The sequence below is a fragment of the Shimia sp. NS0008-38b genome (assembly GCF_040370365.1).
Taxonomy (GTDB): domain Bacteria; phylum Pseudomonadota; class Alphaproteobacteria; order Rhodobacterales; family Rhodobacteraceae; genus Shimia.
Window position 1 is genome coordinate 389,443 of the sequence record NZ_BAABWQ010000004.1, and the last position, 25,183, is coordinate 414,625.

29 protein-coding genes are annotated in these 25,183 nt (G+C 56.9%); 12 read left to right on the forward strand and 17 right to left on the reverse strand.

The window, feature by feature from the left end; translation table 11 throughout:
* Window positions 1–97: 97 nt before the first annotated feature.
* From ABWV47_RS18635 to coxB, 9 genes are all read right to left on the reverse strand, one after another.
* Complete coding sequence (locus tag ABWV47_RS18635) at window positions 98–688, reverse strand: GNAT family N-acetyltransferase (RefSeq protein ID WP_353314650.1); 591 nt, start codon at window positions 686–688, stop codon at window positions 98–100.
* The gene (locus ABWV47_RS18640; RefSeq protein ID WP_353314652.1) at window positions 688–1,950 is read right to left on the reverse strand and encodes a M16 family metallopeptidase; all 1,263 of its coding nucleotides are present in this window, start codon (window positions 1,948–1,950) and stop codon (window positions 688–690) included. Before ABWV47_RS18640 ends, ABWV47_RS18635 begins: the two co-directional genes overlap by 1 nt.
* Entirely contained in the window at window positions 1,947–3,335 is a 1,389-nt protein-coding gene (thrC, locus tag ABWV47_RS18645; protein WP_353314654.1) for a threonine synthase, read from the reverse strand. Before thrC ends, ABWV47_RS18640 begins: the two co-directional genes overlap by 4 nt.
* Entirely contained in the window at window positions 3,332–4,021 is a 690-nt protein-coding gene (locus ABWV47_RS18650) for an SURF1 family protein (protein WP_353314656.1), read from the reverse strand. Before ABWV47_RS18650 ends, thrC begins: the two co-directional genes overlap by 4 nt.
* A 97-nt stretch (window positions 4,022–4,118) precedes the next feature.
* Window positions 4,119–4,919, reverse strand: coding sequence for a cytochrome c oxidase subunit 3 (locus ABWV47_RS18655; protein WP_353314658.1), 801 nt, complete (start codon window positions 4,917–4,919; stop codon window positions 4,119–4,121).
* Window positions 4,920–4,951: 32 nt separating this feature from the next.
* On the reverse strand, window positions 4,952–5,527 hold the full coding sequence (locus tag ABWV47_RS18660; RefSeq protein ID WP_353314660.1) for a cytochrome c oxidase assembly protein: 576 nt from the start codon (window positions 5,525–5,527) through the stop codon (window positions 4,952–4,954).
* Window positions 5,527–5,694 carry a cytochrome c oxidase system small membrane protein gene (locus tag ABWV47_RS18665; protein WP_353314662.1) on the reverse strand — a complete coding sequence of 56 codons (168 nt, stop codon included), beginning with the start codon at window positions 5,692–5,694 and terminating at the stop codon, window positions 5,527–5,529. Before ABWV47_RS18665 ends, ABWV47_RS18660 begins: the two co-directional genes overlap by 1 nt.
* 4 nt (window positions 5,695–5,698) lie before the next feature.
* Window positions 5,699–6,637 carry a heme o synthase gene (cyoE, locus tag ABWV47_RS18670; RefSeq protein WP_353314664.1) on the reverse strand — a complete coding sequence of 313 codons (939 nt, stop codon included), beginning with the start codon at window positions 6,635–6,637 and terminating at the stop codon, window positions 5,699–5,701.
* A 78-nt stretch (window positions 6,638–6,715) separates the two neighbouring features.
* Window positions 6,716–7,564, reverse strand: coding sequence for a cytochrome c oxidase subunit II (coxB, locus tag ABWV47_RS18675; protein WP_353314666.1), 849 nt, complete (start codon window positions 7,562–7,564; stop codon window positions 6,716–6,718).
* Between the two features lie 182 nt (window positions 7,565–7,746).
* Between coxB and tldD the strand changes: the two genes are divergently transcribed.
* Together tldD and dprA are read left to right on the forward strand one after the other, a co-directional pair.
* Window positions 7,747–9,168 (forward strand): metalloprotease TldD, encoded by a 1,422-nt coding sequence (gene tldD / locus ABWV47_RS18680; protein WP_353314668.1) that lies wholly within the window; start codon window positions 7,747–7,749, stop codon window positions 9,166–9,168.
* 130 nt (window positions 9,169–9,298) lie between these two features.
* The gene (gene dprA / locus ABWV47_RS18685) at window positions 9,299–10,447 is read left to right on the forward strand and encodes a DNA-processing protein DprA (protein WP_353314670.1); all 1,149 of its coding nucleotides are present in this window, start codon (window positions 9,299–9,301) and stop codon (window positions 10,445–10,447) included.
* 7 nt (window positions 10,448–10,454) lie between these two features.
* On the opposite strand, the gene ABWV47_RS18690 is transcribed toward dprA, so the two are convergent.
* Window positions 10,455–10,934, reverse strand: a complete 480-nt coding sequence (locus ABWV47_RS18690) for a hypothetical protein (protein ID WP_353314672.1) — start codon at window positions 10,932–10,934, stop codon at window positions 10,455–10,457.
* A gap of 96 nt (window positions 10,935–11,030) precedes the next feature.
* Here ABWV47_RS18690 and topA point away from each other — a divergent pair, with 96 nt between their 5' ends.
* Window positions 11,031–13,622, forward strand: coding sequence for a type I DNA topoisomerase (topA, locus tag ABWV47_RS18695; RefSeq protein ID WP_353314674.1), 2,592 nt, complete (start codon window positions 11,031–11,033; stop codon window positions 13,620–13,622).
* Between the two features lie 28 nt (window positions 13,623–13,650).
* Here the strand turns inward: topA and ABWV47_RS18700 are convergent, their stop codons facing one another.
* Window positions 13,651–14,241, reverse strand: coding sequence for a TetR/AcrR family transcriptional regulator (locus tag ABWV47_RS18700; protein ID WP_353314676.1), 591 nt, complete (start codon window positions 14,239–14,241; stop codon window positions 13,651–13,653).
* A gap of 61 nt (window positions 14,242–14,302) precedes the next feature.
* Here ABWV47_RS18700 and ABWV47_RS18705 point away from each other — a divergent pair, with 61 nt between their 5' ends.
* From ABWV47_RS18705 to ABWV47_RS18720, 4 genes are all read left to right on the forward strand, one after another.
* The gene (locus ABWV47_RS18705) at window positions 14,303–14,728 is read left to right on the forward strand and encodes a VOC family protein (protein ID WP_353314678.1); all 426 of its coding nucleotides are present in this window, start codon (window positions 14,303–14,305) and stop codon (window positions 14,726–14,728) included.
* Window positions 14,729–14,899: 171 nt separating this feature from the next.
* Window positions 14,900–15,490: a L,D-transpeptidase gene (locus tag ABWV47_RS18710; protein ID WP_353314680.1), complete on the forward strand. Its 591-nt coding sequence runs from the start codon at window positions 14,900–14,902 to the stop codon at window positions 15,488–15,490.
* Window positions 15,491–15,696: 206 nt separating this feature from the next.
* Window positions 15,697–16,419 carry a CoA transferase subunit A gene (locus ABWV47_RS18715; RefSeq protein ID WP_353314682.1) on the forward strand — a complete coding sequence of 241 codons (723 nt, stop codon included), beginning with the start codon at window positions 15,697–15,699 and terminating at the stop codon, window positions 16,417–16,419.
* Between the two features lie 2 nt (window positions 16,420–16,421).
* The gene (locus tag ABWV47_RS18720) at window positions 16,422–17,051 is read left to right on the forward strand and encodes a CoA transferase subunit B (RefSeq protein WP_353314684.1); all 630 of its coding nucleotides are present in this window, start codon (window positions 16,422–16,424) and stop codon (window positions 17,049–17,051) included.
* A 67-nt stretch (window positions 17,052–17,118) separates the two neighbouring features.
* On the opposite strand, the gene ABWV47_RS18725 is transcribed toward ABWV47_RS18720, so the two are convergent.
* Together ABWV47_RS18725 and ABWV47_RS18730 are read right to left on the reverse strand one after the other, a co-directional pair.
* Window positions 17,119–17,742 (reverse strand): cysteine hydrolase family protein, encoded by a 624-nt coding sequence (locus ABWV47_RS18725; protein ID WP_353314686.1) that lies wholly within the window; start codon window positions 17,740–17,742, stop codon window positions 17,119–17,121.
* Window positions 17,739–18,191, reverse strand: coding sequence for a MarR family winged helix-turn-helix transcriptional regulator (locus ABWV47_RS18730; RefSeq protein WP_353314688.1), 453 nt, complete (start codon window positions 18,189–18,191; stop codon window positions 17,739–17,741). The genes ABWV47_RS18725 and ABWV47_RS18730 overlap by 4 nt, the downstream gene beginning before the upstream one ends.
* A 122-nt stretch (window positions 18,192–18,313) precedes the next feature.
* Here ABWV47_RS18730 and ABWV47_RS18735 point away from each other — a divergent pair, with 122 nt between their 5' ends.
* The 4 genes from ABWV47_RS18735 to aat all read left to right on the forward strand — a co-directional run bounded on the left by ABWV47_RS18735 (window position 18,314) and on the right by aat (window position 21,522).
* Window positions 18,314–18,856 carry a LuxR C-terminal-related transcriptional regulator gene (locus ABWV47_RS18735; protein ID WP_353314690.1) on the forward strand — a complete coding sequence of 181 codons (543 nt, stop codon included), beginning with the start codon at window positions 18,314–18,316 and terminating at the stop codon, window positions 18,854–18,856.
* A 160-nt stretch (window positions 18,857–19,016) separates the two neighbouring features.
* Window positions 19,017–19,514, forward strand: a complete 498-nt coding sequence (accB, locus tag ABWV47_RS18740; RefSeq protein ID WP_353314692.1) for an acetyl-CoA carboxylase biotin carboxyl carrier protein — start codon at window positions 19,017–19,019, stop codon at window positions 19,512–19,514.
* Window positions 19,515–19,523: 9 nt separating this feature from the next.
* Window positions 19,524–20,876, forward strand: coding sequence for an acetyl-CoA carboxylase biotin carboxylase subunit (accC, locus tag ABWV47_RS18745; protein WP_353314694.1), 1,353 nt, complete (start codon window positions 19,524–19,526; stop codon window positions 20,874–20,876).
* 19 nt (window positions 20,877–20,895) lie between these two features.
* Window positions 20,896–21,522, forward strand: coding sequence for a leucyl/phenylalanyl-tRNA--protein transferase (gene aat / locus ABWV47_RS18750; RefSeq protein ID WP_353314696.1), 627 nt, complete (start codon window positions 20,896–20,898; stop codon window positions 21,520–21,522).
* Here aat and ABWV47_RS18755 read toward each other — a convergent pair.
* The 4 genes from ABWV47_RS18755 to ABWV47_RS18770 form a co-directional block, all read right to left on the reverse strand.
* On the reverse strand, window positions 21,477–21,992 hold the full coding sequence (locus tag ABWV47_RS18755) for a DUF2155 domain-containing protein (RefSeq protein ID WP_353314698.1): 516 nt from the start codon (window positions 21,990–21,992) through the stop codon (window positions 21,477–21,479). The genes aat and ABWV47_RS18755 overlap by 46 nt on opposite strands.
* Window positions 21,989–22,438: an outer membrane lipid asymmetry maintenance protein MlaD gene (mlaD, locus tag ABWV47_RS18760; RefSeq protein WP_353314700.1), complete on the reverse strand. Its 450-nt coding sequence runs from the start codon at window positions 22,436–22,438 to the stop codon at window positions 21,989–21,991. The genes ABWV47_RS18755 and mlaD overlap by 4 nt, the downstream gene beginning before the upstream one ends.
* Before the next feature lie 3 nt (window positions 22,439–22,441).
* Window positions 22,442–22,831 (reverse strand): NADH:ubiquinone oxidoreductase subunit NDUFA12, encoded by a 390-nt coding sequence (locus ABWV47_RS18765; protein ID WP_353315224.1) that lies wholly within the window; start codon window positions 22,829–22,831, stop codon window positions 22,442–22,444.
* Window positions 22,832–22,907: 76 nt separating this feature from the next.
* Entirely contained in the window at window positions 22,908–23,813 is a 906-nt protein-coding gene (locus tag ABWV47_RS18770; protein ID WP_353314702.1) for a DMT family transporter, read from the reverse strand.
* 162 nt (window positions 23,814–23,975) lie between these two features.
* Between ABWV47_RS18770 and ABWV47_RS18775 the strand changes: the two genes are divergently transcribed.
* Entirely contained in the window at window positions 23,976–25,163 is a 1,188-nt protein-coding gene (locus ABWV47_RS18775) for an oxidoreductase (RefSeq protein WP_353314704.1), read from the forward strand.
* Window positions 25,164–25,183 lie beyond the last annotated feature (20 nt).

A 25,183-nucleotide genomic window follows, 5' to 3' on the forward strand; every position in this document is an offset into this window, starting at 1 on the left:
TGAAAAACAAGCGCCCCTGTTTTCTGTGCGGGGTCGACGCTTCGGAGGTCACGCCGCAAATTTGGGCAAATCATCCTGCCATGATGGCTGATCTGACCTAGGCTTGGCCCGCCATAGTACGACCACGACGATCATGACGCAGTGCTGCGTACAACACATGTGTGCGCCAGCGCCCATTGATCTGCAGATAGCTTTGCGCCACCCCTTCATACTTGAAACCAGATTTCTCAAGCACGCCGCGGCTCGCGATATTCTCCGGCAAACACGCGGCTTCGATCCGGCTGAGCTCTAGTCGGCTAAACGCATGATGCACAACCGCCTCAATCGCTTCGCTCATATAGCCTTTCCGCGAAAAGGCCGCCCCAACCCAATAGCCCAATGTGCCAGCTTGCGCAGGACCACGCCGAATATTGTCCAACGTGATGGCCCCCACCAAGGTCTCATCACTGCGGCGAAACATAAACAAAGGCACCGCAGTGTCATTGGAGATCGACCGCTGTGCCCAATAGACGCGGTTGGTGAAACTTTTGCGGCTTAGGTGGCTTGCAGCCCACACGGGCTCCCACGGCACCAAGAAATCGGCGCTGGCGCTGCGCAACTCCGCCCATTCGCGGAAATCCGCGTGGATGGGCGGACGTAACGTCAGCTGGTCGGTCTCTATCCGAACCCTGCGCCGCGTCAGAAGCATCAGGCAGCGCGCCTCTCTTCCAAGGCTTCCAAGGCTGGCGCCGCAGACACAGGACCGTAAAGCGCCATCGCGCAGCGTGCCTGCGTTGCCATCTGCTCCGCAAAACGGCGGACATCGGCATCCGACACCGCATCGATGCGCTCCACGGTTTCAGGCAAGCTTGGAACATGATCCCAAATCGCCAACATCCGCGCCAAACGCTCTGCGCGGCTTGATGGGCTTTCCAGTCCCATCAACAAACCCGCCTTCATCTGCGTGCGGGCGCGTGCAATTTCAACGGCATTGATATCTTCTGCTGCGCGCTTGAGCTCATCAATGGTGATTTCGGCCAGCTCCGCAATCTGTCCGCCAGATGTGCCCGCATAGATTGTCGTCATGCCGGTGTCGGCATAGGCTCCGGTCTGCGCAAAAATTGAATAACACAGCCCACGCTTTTCGCGCACTTCCTGAAACAGACGGCTCGACATTCCGCCGCCCAATGCAGAGGAGTAAATCTGCGCAGTGTAGATATCTGGGCTGCAATAATCCGGGCTTTCAAACCCAATCGCGAAATGCGCCTGTTCCAACGCCTTTTCCGTGCGGTACTCGCCACCTGAAAACTGCGCAGGCACCAATTCAATCGCAGGCCCACGCTCGAGATGGCCGAACATCTCTTCGGCAAGCCGCACGATGTCATCATGATCCACAGCACCAGCCGCTGACAAAATCATACGCTCAGGCCGGTAATGTTCCTTTACAAATCTTGCAAGATCTTCGCGGTCAAAACTGCGCACGTGGTCGCCCTCACCCAGAATGGTGCGGCCAATAGGTTGATCCGGGTAAGCGCGTTCTTGCAACCAGTCAAAGACCACATCATCCGGCGTATCCAACGCCTGTCCGATCTCTTGCAAGATCACACCGCGCTCCACCTCGATTTCACTGGGATCAAAGATCGGGTTGAGCACAATATCGCCCACCACATCCATGGCCAGCGCCACATCGTTTTTCAGCACGCGCGCGTAATATGCGGTCACCTCGCGACTGGTATAGGCGTTGATATAGCCTCCCACATCCTCAATGGTTTCCGCAATTTCCAGCGCGTTTCGGCGCTTGGTGCCTTTGAAGGCCATGTGCTCCAGAAAGTGCGCTATGCCGTTTTGCGGCGCGCGCTCATGGCGGCCCCCAGCGTTCACCCAAATGCCAATCGAGGCACTTTCTAGCCCAGGCATATGTTCAGTAGCGATGCGAAACCCATTTGAGAGTGTATGAAACTTAACCGTCAACGTTGTGCAATCCGTTCCTTAATAAGCGCTTCCAAGGCTCCAAGATCATTGGGCACACGGGTCACGCGTTCATCTTTATCCATCATATCCGCCATATGTGTCGGAAGCCCCGGCCTTACGCCCATGGCAGCCTCAACCGCATCCGGGAACTTAGCTGGGTGCGCCGTGGCCAGCGTGACCATAGGCACTGCCCCCATATGGGCATTCCCGACCTTTACGCCAACTGCGGAGTGTGGGCAAAGCACTTCTCCACACGCGGTAAATTCCGCTGCAATCGTGGCTTTGGTTTCATCCTCAGACACCCGACCGCTGTCAAAATGCTCTCGCAATGTTTCCATTGCCCCTTGGCTGATAGCAAACGAACCATCGTTGAGCTCGTCCATCAGTTGCGAGACGGCATTGCCATCCCGGCCATAAGCATCAAAAAGTGCGCGCTCAAAGTTTGAGCTCACCTGAATGTCCATAGAGGGGCTGATCGAAGGCGTCACGCCCTCTTTGGTATAGGCGCCACTCTCCATGGTGCGGTGCAAAATATCGTTCTGGTTGGTGGCAATCACCAGCTTCTCAATGGGCAGCCCCATCTTCTTGGCGATGTAACCTGCAAAGATATCGCCAAAGTTGCCAGTCGGCACCGTAAAGCTCACCTTACGATGCGGCGCGCCAAGGCTCACAGCCGAGGTAAAGTAATACACAACCTGCGCCAAAACCCGTGCCCAGTTGATCGAGTTCACACCGGCCAGTTTCACGCCATCGCGGAACTCAAAGTCGTTGAACATGTCTTTGAGCTTGGCCTGACAATCGTCAAAGTCACCGTCCAAAGCCAGTGCATGCACATTCGCATCTTCCGGAGTGGTCATCTGTTTGCGCTGAATGGGCGACACGCGCCCGTGCGGGAACAGAATAAACACATCCACGTTCTCCAAACCGCGAAACGCCTCAATCGCGGCTGAGCCGGTGTCGCCAGAGGTTGCCCCAACGATGGTCACGCGTTCATTCCGACGGCCCAGCGAGAACTGGAACAATTGGCCAATCAATTGCATCGCAAAGTCTTTGAACGCCAACGTTGGGCCGTGAAACAGCTCAAGCAAATAGTGATTTGGGGCCAATTGCACCAAAGGCGCACGCGCCTCGTGGCGAAAATTGGCATAGGCGCGCGCGATGATGCCCTTGAACTCGTCATCGGTGAAAGCGTCGCCCACAAACGGGCGCATCACAACAAAAGCCGCTTCCTCGTAAGATTTGCCTGCGAGGCTTGCGATCTCATCCACGCTCAGTGTCGGGATCGTTTTTGGCACATACAAACCGCCATCACGGGCAAGGCCGGTCAGCATGGCCTCTTCAAAGCTCAGCTCCGGGGCATTTCCACGGGTCGAAATGTATTTCACGTCTCTAGTGCCTTTTTGGTTTTGCGCATTCGGCGCAGGTAATACAGGGTCATTGCCACCCATACAATTGCCAGTCCGAACCAGGTGATCACATATTCCAAGTGGTCATTGGGAATGCCCACTTTGTCTATAGGTAAGGGCGTCACAGGTGCGTTTTTTTCAGTCGTTTCCCGCACAATAAGCAACACTGGCTCTGTGTTCAGCTGCGTGGCCATTTGGTCCACATCACGCGCAAACCAGATATTTGCCTGCACATCATTTTCCGGCGTGAAACTGTCGCGTTCCTCTGGCCAATGCAAGTTGCCTGTCAACTCCGCAGCCTCGGGCGCGCGATCCGTCGCGTCTTTGTCTTCCGTTTTCACCCAACCGCGATCCGCCAAGATGCGCCGCCCGTCGCTGGTCTCAAAAACAGACACAATCCGGTAAACGGCCCCGACGTCGCGCGTGCTTGCCAGCAGATGAATTTCATCGCTCAGGATCGTGCCAGAAACCACCACTGGCAGGTATTTGTCGTCAACCGGGTCGATGGCATCTGGCAAGGCCGTAGGTGCACCGGACATCCGCGCGTCGATATCAGCGAGATACGCTTCTTTTTCCGCCATCCGCTGCAGCTGCCATATGCCCAAAGACACCAGCACAACAGTGCCCAAAATGCCAAAAAACAACGGCAGAATCAGTCGGCGCACTTCAGAAGTCCTTTAAAAGAAAAAGCGCGGCAGGATTATCTGCCGCGCTCTGCTTTAATCGTATTCAGGCAAAAGGATCAACCTTTTGCACGCAGGCTTATTGGCCCCAAATGTAAATGGCTGCAAACAGGAACAACCAGACCACATCCACAAAGTGCCAGTACCAAGCAGCGGCTTCAAAACCGACGTGCTTTTCTTTGGTAAAGTGGCCAGCCTGCAAACGCAGCAGACACACCAGCAAAAAGATCGTACCGATGATCACGTGAAAGCCGTGAAAGCCAGTCGCCATAAAGAAGGATGCGCCGTAGATATTGCCAGAGAAGCCAAAGGCTGCGTGGCTGTATTCATAGGCTTGGAACACGGTGAAGATTGCGCCCAAAGCCACAGAGATGATCAGACCCCACTTCACGTCCTCGCGGTTGTCTTCATGTGCCAGAGCGTGGTGTGCCCATGTCGCGGCACAGCCAGAACACAGCAGGATCAGCGTGTTGATCAGCGGCAGATGCCACGGGTCAAACGTCTCGATGCCAGCAGGTGGCCACACACCATCCATCGCAGGGCTGTTTGGACCCATTGGGTACATTGCGTGTTTGAAGAAGGTCCAGAACCATGCCGAGAAGAACATAACTTCGGACATGATGAAGAGAATGAACCCATAGCGCAGACCAATCTGCACCACCGGTGTGTGGTCGCCCACTTTGCTTTCTGCAATGACTTCAGCCCACCAGCCCCACATGGTGTAGAGCACACCAATGAGACCCATAAGGAAGATCCAAGGACCACTGTCGTGCATCCATAATACAGCACCAAGTAGCATGACGAAGCCTGCCACTGAGCCGATGAGCGGATACGCCGACGGGGGGAGAATGTGATAGTCGTGATTTTTCGCGTGCGCCATTTTTTCAGTTTCCCTCGTTGGAAGGCTTGCCCTTAGTTTTGCTTGCTCTCACCCGCTGGCGTCAAGGACGCCAACTCTTCGGGCAAGTCAGTTTCATAGAAGGTGTATCCCAAAGTGATCACCTTTACATATTTTGCGTCCCGGTCATCAACGATCTCCGGATCTACGTAAAAACTCACCGGCATCATGACTGTTTCGCCGGGTTGCAGCACCTGCTCTTCAAAGCAGAAGCAATCGATTTTTGTGAAGAAACCACCTGCGTCATAGGGCGCCACATTGTAGCTCGCGGTGCCGGCCACAGCCCGGTCGGTTGGGTTGTGCGCCTCATAAAACGCCAGCCCAGTTTCACCGATGCGAATTTCCATTTCGCGCTGCATGGGTTTGAAGTCCCACGGCATGTGACGCTCAGTGGAGGCGTCAAAGCGCACTTTGATGGTCTTGTCCAAGATCACATCGCTGCCGGTCTCCGCAACGTTGGTCACACCACCAAAGCCTGTCACTCGGCAGAACCAGTCGTAAAACGGCACCGATGCCCAAGCCAGCGCGCCCATGGTCACAACCACGCCCACGGTCTGAACCAACGTCTTTTTCTTCGGGTCCATCGCCATCACTGATCCCTCTGGATGCTGGCGTTTTCTGGCTCATAATCCCCGCGGGTGACTTTCACCACGGTCAGGCCAAAAACGATGACAATGAAGCTCACCAGCACCAGCGCAACCCCAACGTTGCGGCCAAAGCGGCGCTTGTGCAGTTCGTGTTCCTCGCGAAAGCTCATCTGCTTACCATCCTCCAATGCCATAAGGGGCCAACGTGGCCTCTGCCAAAATCGCACCAAAATGCAAGAACAGGTAAAGCAACGACAGGGCAAAAAACGCGCGTTCACGCTTGTAACCATCTGCCTCAGAAATTTTTTCGTCGCGACGCCAGATTGAAATCGCGCCAGCCACAAACAAACCATTCAAAATGACAGCCGTCGTAAGATAGATTGGCCCACCAACGCCGGTGAAGGCCATGCCTATTGCGACAACGGCGAGCAGCAGCGTGTAAACCAAAATGTGGTTGCGAGTCACGCGACGCCCGTGGGTCACATGCAACATCGGCACGCCTGCGTCTTTGTAGTCGGACTTCATAAACAAACACAGCGCCCAGAAGTGTGGCGGGGTCCACATAAAGGTCAGTGTGAACATCAGCACGCTTTCAATCGAAATACCGCCGGTCACAACCGCCCAACCAATCATTGGCGGGAAGGCACCAGCCGCACCACCAATCACGATGTTCTGCGGCGTCCAACGTTTCAGCCACATGGTGTAGATCACCGCGTAGAAGAAGATTGTGAAAGCCAACAACCCGGCCGCAACCCAATTGGCGGCCAGCCCCAACATCACAACCGAGAAACCAGAAAGCGCCACACCAACAGCGAGCGCTTCGCCTTCTGTGACTTTCCCCGCAGGGATCGGACGCCCCTGCGTCCGTTTCATAAGCCGGTCGATGTCGGCGTCATACCACATGTTCAACGCGCCGGAAGCACCGCCGCCTACGGCAATGAACAAAATCGCGCAGAACGCAACAAAAGGGTGCACAGAACCGGGCGCGGCCAACAAACCTACAGCGGCTGTGAACACAACAAGCGACATCACCCGTGGTTTCAGCAGCGCGAAGTAATCGCCGAATTCTGCTTCACCGTGGCTGGCTTGCGTATGGATGCTTGCGTCGCTCATGTTCTGTCCTGTGTATCAAAGGCGGGCACCTTGCCCGCCTTGGCTTTTGTGTGGCGGGAACACTCCCGCCCTGATCGCTCAGTCAGCAGAGGCGAGTTCCATACCCGGAAGGGTGGACATGTCGCCAGCGTACTCTTCGATCGCGCCTTTGAGCCAAGCGTCGTACTCAGCCTCAGACACCACCTGAACGGTGATTGGCATATACGCGTGGTCTTTGCCGCAAAGCTCAGAACACTGACCGAAGTAGATGCCTTCTTTCTCCGCTTTAAACCAAAGCTGAGCGATACGGCCTGGCACAGCATCCTGTTTCACACCAAAGGCTGGAATGGTCCAGCTGTGGATCACATCTGCGCCGGTCACATCCATGACAACTGTTTTGCCAATGGGCACGACCACTTTTGTGTCGGTTGCCAATAGGTATTCATCGTCGTTGTAGCCGTTCGCCGCCAATTCGTCTTTGCCAAGCAGGAAGCTTTCGAATTCAAATTCGTGGTCTGTGTATTCATACCCCCAGTACCACTGGTACCCGGTCACTTTGATGTGCACTTCACCTTCTGGGATTTCCTGCTGGTTGAACAGAACCGGCAAGCTGTTTGCGCCGATGAACAACAGGATCAGGATTGGACCAAGGGTCCAAGCAATTTCCAGAGGAGAGTTGTGCGTGAATGTACCAGGCTCTGGGTTGGAGCGGCGGTTGAAGCGGACGATGCAGTACGCCAACAAACCGGTCACGAACAGCGTAATAATAACGATGATCCAGAGGAGCAGGTTGTCCAAAGAATGGATTTGGCGCGCCAGTTCTGTCGCAGCTGGCTGGAAGCCGGTTGCTTTTGGAACGGGTTTGCCGATGGTTTCGGCGCTCTGCGCAAAGGCGGGCGCGGCGATGGTGGCTGCCATAAGGCCCAGGAATGTCGATAGAATTCGCATGTGTCACCCTGATCGGTTGCGGTGTTGTTCTTGACGGTATCACAGAATCCCTAGCACCTTTCGGCGGAATCCTGCTGTTGTTTCGCGCCTAAAAAACATATTCTCTCCCACAGATAAAGATCGAAGCTTGCGGCAAACAGACGCTTTTTTGATTTAGATCAAAACAAGAGGCATGACCACCGATGACAAACACGCGCTTTCAACCCTTTGAAACCAACGTAGATGAGGGCACAGCCCTGCGCCTGTTGCGCGCAGCCACTGAGGGCGCAGAGGACGGAGAATTGTTTTTCGAACGCCGAAGTGCAGAGGCTTTGGTGTTCGATGACGGCCGATTGAAGACCGCAAGCTATGATGCAGCCGAAGGATTCGGCCTGCGCGCGGTCAATGGCGAGGTCGCAGGCTACGCCCACTCGTCCGAAATTAGCGAATCTGCCATCAAGCGCGCCGTTGAAACCGCGCGGCTCGCCGTGGGCAGCGGCGGCGGCACTTTGGCAACCGGCCCTATCGCCACCAATCGCCGACTTTACACCGACGCGGATCCTATTGGTGGCATCGACTTTCCGGTGAAGATCGAAACCCTGCGCGACATCGACATGTTCGCACGTGACCTTGATCCCCGTGTGGTTCAAGTTTCGGCCACGCTGGCTGCATCCCATCAAGAGGTGCACATTCTGCGCCCTGACGGCACCCATATTTCTGACGTGCGTCCCATGACACGTGTGAACGTCTCGGTCATTGTCGAAGAGAACGGCCGCCGTGAAAGCGGCGCCGCTGGCGGCGGCGGGCGCATCGGGCTTGATGGGCTGCTTGATCCCAAAGACTGGCAAGCCAAAACCCAAGAGGCCCTGCGTGTCGCTTTGGTCAATCTAGACGCTGTCGCGGCACCGGCAGGTCCCATGGAAGTCGTGCTGGGGCCAGGCTGGCCCGGCATTCTGCTACACGAAGCGGTGGGCCACGGCCTTGAAGGCGACTTTAACCGCAAAGGCAGCTCCAAATTCTCTGGCATGATCGGACAGCAAGTGGCCTCTAAAGGGGTGACCGTGATTGATGACGGAACCATTCCCGACCGCCGTGGTTCGATCACCATTGATGACGAGGGCACACCCTCCGGCAAAACCACGCTGATCGAAGACGGCATTCTGGTCGGCTACATGCAGGACCGACAAAACGCGCGCCTCATGGATGTGTCTCCCACAGGCAACGGCCGTCGCGAAAGCTACGCCCACGCTCCGATGCCACGTATGACCAACACCTATATGGAAGGTGGCAGCTCTGATCCTTCTGATCTGGTCGCGTCTCTGAAGGATGGCATCTATGCTGTCGGCTTTGGCGGCGGGCAGGTAGACATCACCAATGGCAAGTTCGTGTTCTCCTGTACCGAGGCCTACCGGGTTGAAAACGGCAAGGTCGGCGCGCCTGTAAAGGGAGCCACGTTAATAGGTGATGGTGCGACCGCAATGATGCAGATTAAGGGGCTGGGCAACGATATGGCCCTTGATCCGGGCATGGGCAATTGCGGCAAAGCTGGCCAATGGGTGCCGGTGGGTGTGGGGCAACCCACTGTTCTGATGGAAGGTTTGACCGTCGGAGGGTCCGCATCCTAGATCCGCTAACTGTGGTTAATAGCAGCCCAGACCATTTATTTTTGTGTAATGACAATTTTTTCTGGTTTGATTTACGCCCTGTTAACCACTGAAAGCTTAATCCTTGTCTTGCAAGCAGGCGAGGTTGCGGATGACCGAAGATCGAATTTCTTCCACTCACCCCCAAATCCCACCCACCACGGAGGAAGCGCGATTGACGCGGCTTCGCCTCTTGCGATCCCGCCGCGTCGGGGCAATAACATATCATCGGCTGATGCGAGAATACGGAACGGCGCAGACGGCACTCGAGGCCCTGCCCGACATAGCAAGAACTGCTGGTGTGTCTCGGTACACACCCACATCGACCGAAGACGCAGAACGCGAACTGAACACCGGCCGGGCTCTTGGAGCGCGGCCGCTTTTCTTTGGCGAGGCCGAGTATCCCCGTCTGCTTGCTGAAACGCCTGATGCACCGCCGATGGTGTGGACCTTGGGTCGTGCCGAGCTTCTGAACACCCCCTGCGTGGCAGTGATCGGTGCGCGCAACGCCTCCTCATTGGGCCAACGCATGGCGCGCCGCTTGGGACAAGAACTGGGAGAGGCAGGTCTGACGGTGGTTTCGGGTCTTGCCCGTGGCATCGACGCTGCGGCGCATGAGGCCGCTTTGGAGACCGGCACAATCGCCGTATATGCGGGCGGCCTGTCGCGCCCCTACCCCGCTAAAAACAATCAGTTGGCTGAAGAAATTAGTGAAAAAGGCCTCTGCCTGTCTGAGCAGCCCCCCACCATGGAACCCCGCGCACGCCACTTCCCTGCACGCAACAGGATTATCTCTGGCTTGGTGCGTGCCGTTGTCGTGGTCGAGGCAGCCGCCAAATCCGGTAGCCTGTTGACTGCGCGCATCGCATTGGATCAAAGCCGCGATGTGCTTGCTGTGCCGGGACATCCTTTTGATGCCCGCGCTGCGGGCGCGAACATTCTTATCCGAGATGGCGCGCTTTTGGTGCGCGATGCTGCCGATGTGCTGGAGGCTCTCAACACCTTGCCTATGCGCATGCCCGCCCCCAAAGACACGCCAATCATCCCGCTGGACACGCCGACCACCCCTCCGCGCAGCCTGCGCGAAACAGCAGCGCTGCACAGCGAGATACTCACCCGACTCGGCCCTTCGCCACTGAGCGAGGATCAGCTGAATCGCGACCTGTCGATACGCGCGCACGATCTCACGGCCGCACTTCTGGATTTGGAAATGGACGGCAAAGTCACACGACTTGCCGGTGGTTTGCTGTCCAAAACCTGAAACGCAGTTACTCTACGTATTGGCAATAGTCTTCAATGACCGGCCCAAACGCATCACAGATTGGCTTCCATGACCACCAAGCCTCCGTTGCGCCCAGCGTCCAAGTGACCGCCACCCACATATTTCCGGATTTCTTGTAGAGCACGTCAAACCGCGCGCCATCCATGTCTTCCACATACATTTCACCTCGCGCATTGCCCGGCGTCTGCTCCAAATCAATTGGCTGCCCACCGGGGCGTTGCGCCTGAAGCATTGCAAACGCGATATCACCTGACACCCGCAGTTCGTTCACCACAAACTGTACCGGCGCTCCAAGTTGCCATTCTGCGATGGGTCGCACGGCGCTCATCAAATCTTTGCGCTGCTGCGACCCGCGCGCAGGCTCGGTCCAACTTTGTGCCCACGCACTCCCCACAGTACAAACTGCAACCGTGGCCGCCAAAATCACTCGCTTCAAAAACACGCTATTTCCCTTTCTGTGCATCATTCTTTTACCGCAAAAACCGACATGCATTGACAATCCCCCCTTTCGCCCCACATTTTTCGCCGCCATAAGGCTCGCGCCGAGTCGAGAGGAAAATGAATGCCAGTTGTCGTCGTAGAGTCCCCAGCCAAAGCCAAAACAATTAATAAATACCTTGGCTCAGACTACACTGTCTTGGCGTCTTACGGCCACATCCGCGATTTGCCCGCCAAAAACGGTTCGGTGGATCCCGACGACGATTTTGAAATGACCTGGGAAATCGGCAACAGCTCCCGCCCCCACGTCAAAGCGATCGCGGACGCCCTCAAAGATGACAACGAACTGATCCTCGCAACCGACCCCGATCGCGAAGGCGAAGCGATCAGTTGGCACCTTGAGGAAGCGTTGCGCAAACGTCGCGCCATCAAAAAAGACACACCAGTGTCACGTGTGGTGTTCAACGCCATCACCAAGACCGCCGTCACCGAGGCCATGCGAAACCCACGTCAGATCGACCAACCGTTGGTGGACGCCTATCTGGCGCGCCGCGCGCTCGACTATCTTGTGGGTTTCAATCTCTCGCCCGTGTTGTGGCGAAAATTGCCCGGCGCGCGCTCTGCAGGCCGTGTGCAATCTGTCTGCCTGCGTCTGATCGTAGAGCGTGAGGCCGAAATCGATGCCTTCAATGCCCGTGAATACTGGTCTGTGAAATCCATGCTCGCGACCCCACGTGGTCAAGAGTTTGAAGCCCGCCTGACCGTATTGGGCGGCGAAAAGCTTGATAAGTTCTCCTTGGAAAACTCCACAGCCGCTGAGCTGGCTGTGCAAGCCATCCAAAGTCGGGACTTGAAAGTGGCCCGTGTTGAGGCCAAACCTGCCTCCCGCAATCCATCCGCCCCCTTCATGACCTCCACTTTGCAGCAAGAAGCCAGCCGCAAATTTGGCATGGGCGCCAAGCAATGCATGAACACAGCGCAGCGTCTCTATGAGGCAGGCTACATCACCTATATGCGGACCGATGGCATCGACATGGCACCCGAGGCGGTGACCGAAGCCCGAAACGCCATCACGTCCCTCTACGGCGCAGAATATGTGCCTGAAAAACCACGTGAATACAAAAACAAAGCCAAAAACGCGCAAGAAGCGCACGAGTGTATTCGCCCCACAGAAATGACCCGCAAACCGTCTGATCTGAAAGTCTCCGAAGACGATCAGCGCAAGCTCTATGACCTGATCTGGAAACGCACGCTGGCATGTCAGATGGCAGGGGCCCGCATGGAGCGCACCACCGTCGATATCGCCTCCGCTGATCAACAAATCGAGCTGCGCGCCACCGGACAAGTCGTGTTGTTTGATGGCTTTATGCGTGTCTATGAAGAAGGCCGCGATGATCAAGTTGTGGATGATGATGACAAGCGCCTGCCGCAGATCGCGCAAGGCGAAGCCATGGCCAAACGCTCTGTCTCACCAGAACAGCATTTCACCCAACCGCCGCCACGCTACACCGAGGCGACATTGGTGAAGCGTATGGAAGAGCTCGGCATTGGCCGCCCTTCGACCTACGCCTCTGTGATCACCACCATCCAAGATCGCGAGTACGTTCGCAAAGAGAAAAACCGTCTCTTCCCCGAGGAAAAGGGCCGGATCGTGACCATTTTCTTGGTGAATTTCTTCCGCCAATATGTCGGATATGAATTCACGGCGAACCTCGAAGAAGAGCTTGATGACGTCTCCGCCGGCGAGCGTAACTACAAAAACGTGCTCACACGTTTCTGGAAGGATTTTTCCGCAGCCATCGCTGAGACCAGCGACCTGCGCATTTCCGAAGTCCTCGACATTCTGGACGACGCACTAGCGCCACAACTGTATCCGCCACGTGAGGATGGTTCCGACCCACGCATTTGCCCCAAATGTGGTGCTGGTCAACTGCACCTGAAGACCTCACGCACCGGCGGCTTTGTGGGGTGTGGCAACTACCCCGAATGTAACTACACCCGTCCGATCTCTGGCGAAGGTGCGGAAGGCTACGAAAAGGTTCTGGGCGAAGATGCAGGTGACGAAATCCACCTGAAATCCGGTCGCTTTGGCCCCTACGTACAGCGCGGCGAAGCCACGCCTGAAAACAAAAAACCACCGCGTTCCTCTCTGCCCAAACAAGGCAAGGAGTTTTTGCCCGGTTGGGGACCCGAAGAGGTGACCTTAGAGCAGGCAGTCACTCTGCTTACCCTGCCTCGTGAAATCGGCGAGCATCCTGAAGGGGGTATGATTGCCTCCAATCTGGGCCGCTTTGGTCCCTACATCATGCACCAGTTGCCGGACGAAGAAAAACCGATCTATGCCAACCTCAAAGAAACGCTCGACGTTTTTGAGATCGGTATGAACCGCGCGATGGAAATGATCACGGAGAAGCGCAACAACCCGGGCCGTGGACGTCGTGCTGCCGCCAAGGCGTTGCGTGAGCTTGGCGAACACCCGGATGCGGGCGGCCCGGTCAACATCATGGATGGCCGCTATGGTCCTTATGTCAAATGGGAAAAGGTCAATGCGACCATTCCAAAAGAGGTCGATGTCAAAGACGTGACTATGGAACAGGCCATGGAATGGATCGTCGAGAAGGCGGGCAAAAAACCTGCCAAGAAAAAAGCGGCAGCAAAAAAGAAGCCGACTGCTAAGAAAAAAGCTCCGGCGAAAAAAGCCGCCGCCAAGAAATAGACGCCCGCACAGCAACGCGCCCCCGGTTTTAGCCGGGGGTTAGCGCCGTGTTTAGCATTCCGGTCAACACCGCTTCAAACACAGCTGCCTGCGCACCGGTCTGCGCCACTTCCAACGCGGCCCGGTCAAACGCCGCTGACAGCACAATCGCCAGAGCCTTGATCTCTGCGCCAGAGCGCTCCGGATGCGCCGCCTGCAGCCCAACCAAAAGCGATTGCCGCCCACCACCCGCGTCAATCCGATCCATTTCCGCAGCCCCAAGCACGGCTGGCCCATCCACCAACAAAATCTGTGCGCGTCCGGCAACAGCCATCGTGGCAAAAAACGCGTGGCTGCCCGCTGCCAAAGCCTGCGACGCCTCAACTGCCCCACTTGCGGTTTCAATCGCTTGCGTCACGTCTGCGGCCTCTGCCTCAACCACGGCTCGAAACAACGCCTGCTTGTCCTCAAAGTGGTGATACAGCGCGCCCCGCGTGGCCTCTGCCACACGCACTATCTCCGGCGTGCCAGCATCCGCATACCCTTTCTCAACAAAGACGGCGCGCGCCGCCGCAATCAGGCGCGCCCGCATCTGGGCACGGCGTTCAACATTGGGCGTCCGGGTGGATTTTTCTTGCATACATACAGCCTGTTTGTTTATTGCATACACTCTGTTTGTTTTTATCGAGGAATCGCTTCCAATGAAACCCACCCAATTCTACCCCGTGATTCAGACCAATGATGTTGCGGCAACCGCAGCCTTCTACCAAAAGCACTTTGGCTTCTCCGCAGCCTTCACATCGGATTGGTACATCCATCTACAAAGCGATGCGGACCCATCGGTCAACCTAGCGGTCTTGGATGGGCATCACCCCACGGTGCCCGAAGTTGGCCGGGGTCACACAACCCACATGCTGCTAAACTTTGAGGTCGCAGACGCCACAGCGGAATACACACGCCTGACCAATCAGGGATTGGAGGTTGTAAAACCCTTGGTCGACGAAGACTTTGGCCAACGCCACTTTATTCTCCGCGATCCCAATGGCGTGCTGATAGATGTGATCACCCCAATCCCACCAAGCGCCGCCTTTGCCGTGCAATATACCGATGAGGCGCGCCCGACCTAAACCCCAGCGCGAATTTTTCACGGTGTGCTGCTTGCTGCGACCAACCGGCCAACCCAGCGCCAATTTCGCGCACCGTATCGCGTCTCAGGTGCGGCTCAAGCGGATGTGAATTGCCAGTGGTCTCTCTCTGGGCCAAGGTCTACGTCAAACGAGCATCATCCAGGAAATGTCATGTCACAAAGCCGCATCACAAGGCGTAGCCTTCTCCTTGCCGCCCCTGCCCTCACTTTTGGATCTAGGCTTGCATGGGCACAAGACACGGCTACGCCTGCCCCCACTGAGATCGAAACGCCAGAAACCGCGCAGCGCAATATCTCCAGCTTCAAGCGGCAGGACTGGCGTGACCATTTTGACGAACTTGGCGTGGCCACCATTGTGGCGGACACCACCTCGCGTGCGCTACATTTCTGGGCGGGTGATGGCAGCGATTATCGTGTCTACCCCACATCGGTGCCCATGTCCGAGGAGCTCACCAAACGCGGCTACACCAAAATTGTGCGCAAACGCGTTGGCCCTGATTGGACTCCAACCTCTTCAATGATCGAGCGTGACCCCACGCTAAAATATATGCCACCAGGGTCGGGCAATCCGCTTGGCACCCATGCGATGTACTTGGAGTGGCCCGCCTATCTGATCCACGGAACACATGACACCCGCAAAATCGGCCGCCGCAGTTCCAGCGGCTGTATCGGGCTCTACAACCAGATGATCGCCGAACTTTTTGAGATCAGCCCAATCGGCACACAGGTTCGCATCCTCTAACGCAGCCCGAACTTGGTGTGCCAACTGTACATGTTGCTTGGCGCACCGAAGGTTCCTGTGCGCCGAGAAACAGCGCCTGCGCAACGCAGCAAGTGCGCGCCGTCTGTGCCCCCGTAGTAATACGCCCACCGCCTGCAAACGTTGACTCCCACCTGACGCACCGTCACAACTCGGCGCAAATTCCGACGCAAGGGAGAGAGACATTCATGAAAAAGGTATTCAAAAACGCCACCGAGGCGCTTGAAGGTGTGCTGCGCGATGACATGCTCATCGCGGCGGGCGGCTTCGGGCTCTGCGGTGTGCCCCAAATGCTGCTGGATGCGATCCGCGACTCCGGCGTCAAAGATCTGACGTTTGCCTCCAACAACGCGGGCACCGACGGCCACGGCATCGGCATATTGCTGGAATCGCGTCAGGTGCGCAAAATGATGTCATCTTACGTAGGTGAGAACGCCGAATTCATGCGCCAATATCTGTCAGGCGAATTGGAGCTGGAATTCAACCCACAAGGCACGCTGGCCGAACGCATGCGTGCGGGCGGAGCCGGCATTCCCGGTTTCTTCACCAAAACCGGCGTGGGAACGGTGATTGCCGAAGGTAAATTTGAGAAGCAATTCCCAACCGGCACAGATGGCGCGATGGAAGACTACATCATGGAGGAAGGCATTTTTGCTGACCTCTCCATCGTAAAAGCGTGGAAAGCCGATGAAACCGGCAACCTCGTGTTCCGCAAAACCGCACGCAACTTCAACGCACCTGCGGCCACCTGCGGCAAAATCTGCATCGCTGAGGTCGAAGAGATTGTGCCCACCGGCACCTTGGAGCCCGACAGCATCCACCTGCCCGGCATCTATGTACACCGCATGATCCAAGGCAGTGCCGAAAAACACATCGAACAGCGCACCGTGCGCGCGCGCGAGGAGGCATAAACATGGCTTGGGATCGCAATCAAATGGCGGCACGCGCCGCACAAGAACTGCAAGACGGCTGGTATGTGAACCTCGGCATCGGCATCCCGACGCTGGTGTCCAATTACATCCCCGAAGGGGTTGAGGTGACGCTGCAGTCTGAAAACGGCATGCTCGGAATGGGCCCCTTCCCCTATGAGGGCGACGAGGACCCAGACCTGATCAACGCTGGCAAGCAGACCATCACCGAACTGCCACAAACCGCGTATTTTGACTCCGCGCAAAGCTTTGCGATGATCCGCGGCGGCAAAATCGCCATGGCCATCCTCGGTGCGATGGAAGTCGCTGAAAATGGCGATTTGGCCAACTGGATGATCCCCGGAAAGCTGGTCAAAGGCATGGGCGGCGCAATGGATCTGGTGGCTGGCGTTGGCCGCGTGGTGGTTGTGATGGATCACGCCAACAAGCACGGTCAGTCCAAAGTTCTGAAGGCCTGTACCCTGCCCCTGACCGGAAAAGGTGTGGTTGACCGCATCATCACCAACCTAGGTGTCTTGGATGTGGTCGATGGCGGCCTGAAAATCGTTGAATGCGCCGAAGGTGTCAGCGAAGACGAACTGCGCGCCGCCACTGAGGCGACCATCGTCGACTGATCTCCTTTCAGGAACAACAAAAACCCCGCCAAACCCGGCGGGGTTTTTGTCTACAATCCGCGCTGCGCTATCGCAAGATTGTGCCTTCACCCACCAATGCTTCCAATGCGCCAACGCCAGAGGCATGGTCCGCTGACAACACGGCGTTCTGCACAACGTCTACTTGGTAGCCTCGGTTTTTGGCGGCTTGGATGGATTTGGCGACACAATACCGCGCGTCCAACCCAGTGATCGTAAGCCGACCAACGTCCAATTCGGCCAAAAGTGCATCCAGATCCCCCGTTTCAAATGAATCTTGCACCCGTTTCGTCAACACAAAATCCGGCAGGTCGGCAAATGGTGTGGCAATCTCTGTTCCCTTTGATCCCGCGATTGCCTGACCACCCATGGTCAGCTTCGCGATCACTTTTGTCGATGGAATAGACCATTCCTGGCGCATGGCGATCACAGGCACTCCGGCGGCTTTGGCTCTGTTCACCTCTTCAACGATGGTCGCCAAAGCAAGGGCCTTGTCAGCCTCCGAATAGGGGCCCTGCTCCCAAAACACGGTTTGCAAATCAATCAGCAACACCGCCTCTTTGGGGCGCACAGGAATACGTTCGCCCAAGCTGACCGCCCCAATCAAACGCACGCCATTGGCCAGCCAGCCGACAAAACCAACCGCCAAAATCACCAATAGAGTTTTGATCATCCATCCTCTCCCTCTGCAACTTGCTTCAAGCGTTCCGTCAGTCGCTCCACAACTTGCAGCGCATTAAGAATGTCTTCTTCTTCAAAACCTTGAGCCAAGCTCATAGCGAGACGCTTCTCTTGCGCGACAACCTCCTCAATCAAAGTGTGGCCCCGTTCTGTCAGCGAAATCAAAACAGACCGCTTGTGTCGTGGATTGGGCAACTTCTTTGTCAATCCCGCGTCCAGCGTTTCGTTCACCATCACCTGCACATATTGCCGTTTTATTTCCAGCCGAAGGGCAATGTCGGGCACAGCCAAGTCCCCAAATTGGAGGAGGATTTCCAAAACTGCCCGCATACGCACTGTCAAATCAGTGTCGCGCAACGCTGTTTCAACAGTTGCCTCCGCCGCCTGCATCAACGGTCGGGACATCCAGATAATTCGGTAGAGTGCATCAAACTTTTCCATGACACTATAAATGTCATTGTGACATCATTCATGTCAATGAGTCGTTTTGCACGTTGCGGTCACATGTGAGCACATAACACAGCCCTCTTCCCCTTATCGCCGAGCTGTGCCAACACTGCCCTATGGAACTGCACGAACTGGCCTTTGATCACGCCCCCGTTGGGCTCTGTATTTTGGAAAACCGCATCATCCAGCGGGCGAACCTCAGGTTCGCAGAAATGTTTGGTGTGACGGCTGACGCCTGTGCGGCACAATCCATTGAGGCATTCTATGCCTCACCTGAAGACTTTGAAAAATTAGGAGAAAAAGTCTACTCATCCTTTGCCGACACCGGTCGCTATAGTGATGAACGTGTGATGCGACGGGCCGATGACACGTTGTTTTGGTGCCGTGTGCGCGGCCAGTCCACATCGCCAGACAACCCGTTTCAGAAAAGCGTCTGGTCCTTTGCTGATCTGAGTGAAGACCGCCCGATTGTCGAGCTGACCCAGCGCGAACGTGAAGTCGCCATTCTGACCTGTCGCGGCCTGACGTCCAAAGAAATCGGACTGGAACTCAAACTGTCCTACCGCACAGTCGAAGAATACCGCGCGCGGCTGCTGCGCAAGTTTGGCGCGCGCAAATTGGCAGAATTGGTCGCCAAATTGGCAGGCATGCCGCTGTGAACAGAGACGTTGCTTCGTGTTAGGGGTAGAAAACCATGTCTTTTCCTCCCATCTGACAGGGCAGTTCAGCTTTCCTAGGGGCAGCTTTTTCTTTATAAGCGCCGCAGGGGAAACCAATAAGACTCAACCGCGCGCCGCGCGTAGGGGATAGAAACGGAACATGAGCAAAAAAAATCACGATTCTGATGTGGCCTTCATCTCTGCTTTGGCAGAGCTGTTGCGCGAAAATGACCTGACCGAGCTTGAGGTCATGCGTGAATATGGCGAAGACGACAGCCTGAACGTGCGCGTCAGCCGCCAGACTCAAATGGTTGCCGCTCCGGCACCTGTGGCCGTGGCCGCACCGGCAGTGGCTGCCGCACCAGCAGCAGCTCCGGCAGCCGCTGCCGCACCAGCCACCTCAGACGATGACCCAGCAAGCCATCCCGGCGCTGTGACCTCTCCGATGGTCGGCACAATCTATCTGGCACCAGAGCCCGGGGCCGCTGCATTTGCCGCCGTGGGTCAAACCGTGGCCGAAGGCGACACGCTCCTGATCGTAGAAGCGATGAAAACCATGAACCACATCCCGGCGCCCAAGTCTGGCACCATTAAGCGCATTCTGGTTGGCGATGGCGACACCGTTGAATACGGCGCACCGCTGGCGATCATCGAATAAGGCATTCATATGTTTGATAAAATCCTGATCGCCAACCGCGGAGAAATCGCCCTGCGCGTGATCCGTGCGTGCCGCGAAATGGGCATCAAATCGGTTGCAGTGCACTCCACTGCAGATGCCGATGCGATGCATGTGCGCATGGCTGATGAGGCCATCTGCATTGGCCCACCTCCGGGCACTGACAGCTATCTGAACATGGCGGCCCTGATTGCCGCCTGCGAAGTCACCGGCGCGCAAGCGATCCATCCGGGGTATGGTTTCCTGTCAGAAAACGCCAATTTTGTGCAGATCGTCGAAGACCACGACCTGACCTTCATCGGCCCCACAGCTGAGCACATCCGCGTCATGGGCGACAAGATTACCGCCAAAGACACGATGATCAAACTTGGCGTGCCTGTGGTACCCGGCTCTGACGGCGGCGTGCCTGATCTGGCCGCAGCCAAGAAGCTCGGCGAAGAGATGGGCTATCCTGTCATCATCAAAGCCACCGCAGGTGGCGGCGGGCGTGGCATGAAAGTGGCGCAAACCGCCGCCGACATGGAAAGCGCCTTTATGACTGCGCGGGCAGAGGGCAAATCCAACTTCGGCAATGACGAAGTCTACATCGAGAAGTACCTCACCACACCTCGCCACATCGAGATTCAGGTCTTCGGCGATGGCAAAGGCAACGCCGTGCATTTGGGCGAGCGGGATTGTTCTTTGCAGCGTCGCCACCAGAAAGTGTTTGAAGAGGCCCCCGGCCCGTCAATCACACCTGAAGAGCGTGCCAAAATTGGCAAAGTCTGCGCAGATGCGGTTGCAAAAATCAACTACATCGGTGCGGGCACCATCGAATTCCTCTATGAGAATGGCGAGTTTTATTTCATCGAGATGAACACCCGCCTTCAAGTGGAACATCCGGTGACCGAGGCGATCTTTGGTGTCGATCTGGTGCGCGAGCAAATCCTCGTTGCGGCAGGTGAGCCGATGACATTTGGTCAAGATGATCTGGAGATCAATGGCCACGCCATCGAAGTGCGCATCAACGCAGAGAAGCTGCCTGACTTTGCGCCGCGGCCCGGCAAGATCACGGCGTATCACGCGCCGGGCGGCTTGGGCGTGCGCATGGACAGTGCGCTTTATGACGGCTACTCGATTCCCCCCTACTACGACAGTTTGATCGGCAAACTGATCGTGCATGGGCGTGATCGTCCCGAAGCATTGGCCCGCCTCAGCCGCGCGCTGGGAGAGCTGATCATTGACGGCATCGACACCACCACGCCATTGTTTGACGCGTTGCTGGCCGAGGATGACATCCAAACCGGTGACTACAACATTCACTGGTTGGAGAAATGGCTCGAGACCAACTTGGTAGAGGGCTGATACCCAATGGGCGCGCGTCATGTCTGAGGTCACACCAGACCTCTTGATGCGCGCCTATGGCATGGGTGTGTTCCCCATGTCCGAGAACCGCGATGACCCGGATATCTTCTGGGTGGATCCGATCCGGCGCGGCATCTTCCCGCTGCACGGTTACCACATCTCCCGTAGCCTCGCGCGCCGCATTCGGCGTGCAAACTATGACATCACTCTCAACGCTGATTTTGAAGGTGTGTTGGATGGCTGCGCCGACCGCGAAGAAACTTGGATCAACGCGCAAATCCGTCAACTCTACGTGGACTTATACAAACGGGGCGAAGCCCATTCGCTGGAGGTCTGGCAGAATGGACACCTTACCGGTGGCGTCTATGGTGTCACATTGGGGGGGGCTTTCTTTGGAGAAAGCATGTTTTCTACCGCCACAGACGCTTCAAAAATTGCTCTGGCGTTCTTAATCGAGCATCTGCGCCGCTGCGGGTTCACACTGTTTGATACCCAGTTCATTACCGACCATCTCGCCTCGTTGGGGGCGATCGAAATTCCGCGTGCCGATTATCACAAAATGCTCACTTGGGCGCTGCGCCATCAGGCCGACATCACGGCTCACTCGCTGCCGTCGCCCTCAGAGGTGCTGTCGTCTTCTGCCTGAGCGGCAGCACTTGGCTTGCACGCCAACACCCAAACATCGTATCGCGCATGGTCAAGCGCGCTCAGGGCCGGAGAGCTGGCAATCATCCAGCCTTGGAACAGATTTGCACCCGCACCTTTGTCCTCATACACGGAGATAAAGGCGTAAGCCTCACCCGTCGCGTTTTCGCTTGGATGACGGCATTGTGCCATATCCACGCGCAGTGTACCGAAATTCACCGAGAAGCCGTTGTCCAACTCAAAATCAGCGACTTGACCGGTCAGCTTGTCCAGGCCGCGTAGCATAGCGCCCTCACCCACCGTCGCAGCCACAACGGTCTCGCTGGACACGTCCCCTAAAGGGATGTCCAGTGGCTCATACTTCAGCGGCGCAATGTCGAGCATCTCGATGACGATCTCCTGCGCCATCACCGCACCCGGTACAACAAACCCGGCCAGCAGGGCTGAAAATATCACGCCGCGACAGCTCATTCCTCGTCACCACCGCTCACAAAGCGCAGCAACAATGAAATCAGACTCACAGAACTCTGTGTGTCTTCGATCTCGTCACCCGGTTCAAAATTAAACGGGGAGCCACCCGGCAGAATTTCGACAAAATTGCCGCCCAGCAATCCTTCTGAAGAAATCACCACAGAGCTGTCATCAGGAAGCGCGACCCCCTGCGCCACGCTAAACGTGGTCAGCGCGCGAAAGGTTGCGGGATCCAGTTCGATGTCCGTGACCGTGCCGATCTTCACCCCGGCCAGCCGCACATCTGTGCCCACGCTCACACCCTCAATCGACCGAAATGAGGCGTTCAGCCCATAGCCGCCCGCATCGCGTCCCATATTGGCAAACTGCGTGCTATAAATCAAAAAGCCTGCCGCAACGGCCACAACAGCCGCGCCGACAAAGGTCTCTGTCCGTACTGCCGACATTGGTTACTCGGGGCTCCATGCCTCATAGTCCGTGCGCGCCACTGGCGCTTTGCCCGTCGCACGGATGGTGCCCGCAGGCGCATAGGCCAGCGCAGTACCGGTCACATTTTCCTGATGAGGGATTTCCCAGTCTTTGTGCACAAGCGGCTTCTGGCTTGGGACCTCATCAAAAGTCCGGTGCAGCCACCCATGCCAATCCGCATTCACACGGCTGGCTTCCACATCGCCGTTGAACATCACCCAACGTTTGGAATCATTGGCCGTGCGGTAGTAGATATTGCCCTCCGCATCTTCCCCCACTTTCACGCCCTTACGCGCTGTGAAAAGCCGGGTGTTCAGCGTGGCGCCATTCCACCAAGTGAAAACATTGTTGAGTGTGCTCAGAATGCCCATGGAAATCTCCGCAAATTCATCCCTCATATGACCCATTTCAGGCCAAAGGTCCAGTGCATCAAAACTGCGTGGTTGATCAATCGTTTGCCTGAGCAGAGACCCGCCGTTTTCTGACCATAATGAACAGGCCGGAGAGCACGATCAAACCACAGCCCAAGAGCATCATTGCGTCCATCTGTTCGCCAAACACCAGCACGCCTAAGGCCACTCCAAACAGCAGTCGGCTGTATCGAAAGGGGGTGACGGCAGAGACTTCACCCGTGCGCATCGCCCGCATCAAAGCGCTGTAAGCCCCCACGCCACATACCACGGCGCCAACCACCATCAACAGCGCCTCGGGCGGCGGTGTGTGAAACGGCACCTGCTCCCACAGCACCCCGTACAGCGCGCCCGCAACAACAATCGCCAGAAAGCCATAGAGGCCCAAGACAGCGGTGCTCAGACTGGCGGGCGCCGCGCGGCTCGCCAGATCGCGACCTGCAAAGCCCAACATGCCCCCCACCGCCAGCAGTGAAAGCAGCGAAAAGCTATCTCCGCCCGGACGCACCACAATCACCACTCCCGCCAGTCCAATTGCAATCGCCAACCAGCGCCGCCAGCCGACTCGCTCACCCAACACCAAAGCGGCAAATCCAACCACCACCAAAGGCGTGGCTTGCAAGATAACCGTGGTGGAGCTCAGCGGCGTCAAAGCCAAGGACAGCGTGAAGAACAAACGCCCAAATATCTCAAAGAAAACGCGTACTTGCATCGGTCGTGACAACACTTCACGTGGCGCCAATGGCAGCGACTGACTGCGCAGCCAAAGCGCAAACGCCATAGCCCCACCTGCCCCAAACAGCACCATCACCTGCGATATCGGCAGGTCTCGCGCAGCCGCCTTCAGAAAGGCATCCTCAACCGCAAACCCCGCCATGGCGGCAATCATAAAGAGGCTTCCAAGGCGATTGGCGGCCCGATCGGTGGCTATGGCATTGCTCATGTTTGTGAGACCCTCTCCGTCAGCAGCACACGCAAACATGCGGCCGCTTACGACCCTCCTATCAGCCCCGCGCAACCTGCGCAAAGCCTGTCCGCAGCAGGTCGCTCTGTACGTCCACAACACATCCGCCTAAGCTCTCCGAACCCCGCGAAAGTTGCCCCCATGACAACCACACTTTTCACGCCTCTCACGCTGCCTTGTGGAACCACGCTCAAAAATCGCATCGCCAAAGCGGCGATGTCGGACTCCCTTGGGGATGGCACCGGCCACCCCACTGTGGCGCAAACCAAACTCTACGGTAAATGGGCCAAAGGCGGACTTGCGCTCTCCATCATTGGTGAGGTCCAGCCAACGCCTGACTTTGCCGAGAAACCCGGCAACCTCGTGCTTGATGCACAGGCTGACCTGACCCGGTTCCGCCCGCTTGCCCAAGCTGGCGCAGCCAACAACAGCCAGCTCTGGCTACAGCTTGGCCACGCCGGTGCCATGGCCTACGCACCCATAAGCCAGCCTCAAGGCCCCAGTGCGCTCAACATCGCCGGGCTCACGTGCACTGAGATGTCGCTTGCGGACATCCATGCCCTTCCCACCACCTTCGCGCAGACGGCACAACGCGCCCAAACCATTGGCTTTGGCGGTGTTGAACTGCATGCCGCACATGGCTTCCTTCTCAGCCAATTTCTCTCACCTCTGTTTAACAAACGCACCGATGCTTACGGTGGGTCCATACAAAACCGCATGCGTCTGCTGCTGGAATGCCTTGAGGCCATCCGCGAGGCCGTAGGCGCAGGCTTCCCGATTGGCCTTAAACTCAATGCCACCGACCAACTGGACGGCGGTCTCACCAACGAGGAGGCTCTGGAGGTTGTGCGCGCCCTCGATCACACCTCACTAGATTTGATCGACATCAGCGGCGGCACCTATTTCCCGGGCGCGCGCGCGGCCTCTGACAGCGCGGGCTCCGGTCCGTATTTTGAGGGTTTTGCCAAACGCGCGCGCGAATACACTCGCAAGCCGCTGATGCTCACCGGTGGCATCAAGACCCACGCCCAAGCTGCGGCCTTGATCGAAAACGGCGTGGTGGATGTCGTTGGTCTTGCCCGGGCCTTGGTTTTGGCGCCGGATCTGCCCGATCAATGGGCCCGCGCTCAGCCAACCGACCCTGATTTTCCGCGGTTTCAAGCCGCCCCCGAAGGCGGGATCACCGCCTGGTACACAATGCAGATGACAGCTCTTGGCAACGGGCGCCCTACGGATACCGCAACCGACTTGACCACTGCTCTGAAGGCCTACAACCAACGCGATGCCGCCCGCACCGACATCTGGCGTGCGCATTTCGGGATCGTATAACCGGCCCTGCCCTCTGACCG

What these genes read in the sequence shown, in the direction of transcription:
- ABWV47_RS18755 (WP_353314698.1), bottom strand. Translation starts at nt 21,992, where the DNA reads ATGAGCTGTCGCGGCGTGATATTTTCAGCCCTGCTGGCCGGGTTTGTT.
- ABWV47_RS18735 (WP_353314690.1), top strand. Translation starts at nt 18,314, where the DNA reads ATGGAACTGCACGAACTGGCCTTTGATCACGCCCCCGTTGGGCTCTGT.
- dprA (WP_353314670.1), top strand. Translation starts at nt 9,299, where the DNA reads ATGACCGAAGATCGAATTTCTTCCACTCACCCCCAAATCCCACCCACC.
- ABWV47_RS18770 (WP_353314702.1), bottom strand. Translation starts at nt 23,813, where the DNA reads ATGAGCAATGCCATAGCCACCGATCGGGCCGCCAATCGCCTTGGAAGC.
- tldD (WP_353314668.1), top strand. Translation starts at nt 7,747, where the DNA reads ATGACAAACACGCGCTTTCAACCCTTTGAAACCAACGTAGATGAGGGC.
- aat (WP_353314696.1), top strand. Translation starts at nt 20,896, where the DNA reads ATGTCTGAGGTCACACCAGACCTCTTGATGCGCGCCTATGGCATGGGT.
- ABWV47_RS18665 (WP_353314662.1), bottom strand. Translation starts at nt 5,694, where the DNA reads ATGAGCTTTCGCGAGGAACACGAACTGCACAAGCGCCGCTTTGGCCGC.
- ABWV47_RS18720 (WP_353314684.1), top strand. Translation starts at nt 16,422, where the DNA reads ATGGCTTGGGATCGCAATCAAATGGCGGCACGCGCCGCACAAGAACTG.
- cyoE (WP_353314664.1), bottom strand. Translation starts at nt 6,637, where the DNA reads ATGAGCGACGCAAGCATCCATACGCAAGCCAGCCACGGTGAAGCAGAA.
- ABWV47_RS18660 (WP_353314660.1), bottom strand. Translation starts at nt 5,527, where the DNA reads ATGGCGATGGACCCGAAGAAAAAGACGTTGGTTCAGACCGTGGGCGTG.
- ABWV47_RS18690 (WP_353314672.1), bottom strand. Translation starts at nt 10,934, where the DNA reads ATGATGCACAGAAAGGGAAATAGCGTGTTTTTGAAGCGAGTGATTTTG.
- ABWV47_RS18775 (WP_353314704.1), top strand. Translation starts at nt 23,976, where the DNA reads ATGACAACCACACTTTTCACGCCTCTCACGCTGCCTTGTGGAACCACG.
- topA (WP_353314674.1), top strand. Translation starts at nt 11,031, where the DNA reads ATGCCAGTTGTCGTCGTAGAGTCCCCAGCCAAAGCCAAAACAATTAAT.
- ABWV47_RS18765 (WP_353315224.1), bottom strand. Translation starts at nt 22,831, where the DNA reads ATGGGCATTCTGAGCACACTCAACAATGTTTTCACTTGGTGGAATGGC.
- ABWV47_RS18705 (WP_353314678.1), top strand. Translation starts at nt 14,303, where the DNA reads ATGAAACCCACCCAATTCTACCCCGTGATTCAGACCAATGATGTTGCG.
- mlaD (WP_353314700.1), bottom strand. Translation starts at nt 22,438, where the DNA reads ATGTCGGCAGTACGGACAGAGACCTTTGTCGGCGCGGCTGTTGTGGCC.
- coxB (WP_353314666.1), bottom strand. Translation starts at nt 7,564, where the DNA reads ATGCGAATTCTATCGACATTCCTGGGCCTTATGGCAGCCACCATCGCC.
- ABWV47_RS18655 (WP_353314658.1), bottom strand. Translation starts at nt 4,919, where the DNA reads ATGGCGCACGCGAAAAATCACGACTATCACATTCTCCCCCCGTCGGCG.
- ABWV47_RS18725 (WP_353314686.1), bottom strand. Translation starts at nt 17,742, where the DNA reads ATGATCAAAACTCTATTGGTGATTTTGGCGGTTGGTTTTGTCGGCTGG.
- ABWV47_RS18710 (WP_353314680.1), top strand. Translation starts at nt 14,900, where the DNA reads ATGTCACAAAGCCGCATCACAAGGCGTAGCCTTCTCCTTGCCGCCCCT.
- accB (WP_353314692.1), top strand. Translation starts at nt 19,017, where the DNA reads ATGAGCAAAAAAAATCACGATTCTGATGTGGCCTTCATCTCTGCTTTG.
- ABWV47_RS18700 (WP_353314676.1), bottom strand. Translation starts at nt 14,241, where the DNA reads ATGCAAGAAAAATCCACCCGGACGCCCAATGTTGAACGCCGTGCCCAG.
- ABWV47_RS18730 (WP_353314688.1), bottom strand. Translation starts at nt 18,191, where the DNA reads ATGGAAAAGTTTGATGCACTCTACCGAATTATCTGGATGTCCCGACCG.
- ABWV47_RS18715 (WP_353314682.1), top strand. Translation starts at nt 15,697, where the DNA reads ATGAAAAAGGTATTCAAAAACGCCACCGAGGCGCTTGAAGGTGTGCTG.
- ABWV47_RS18635 (WP_353314650.1), bottom strand. Translation starts at nt 688, where the DNA reads ATGCTTCTGACGCGGCGCAGGGTTCGGATAGAGACCGACCAGCTGACG.
- accC (WP_353314694.1), top strand. Translation starts at nt 19,524, where the DNA reads ATGTTTGATAAAATCCTGATCGCCAACCGCGGAGAAATCGCCCTGCGC.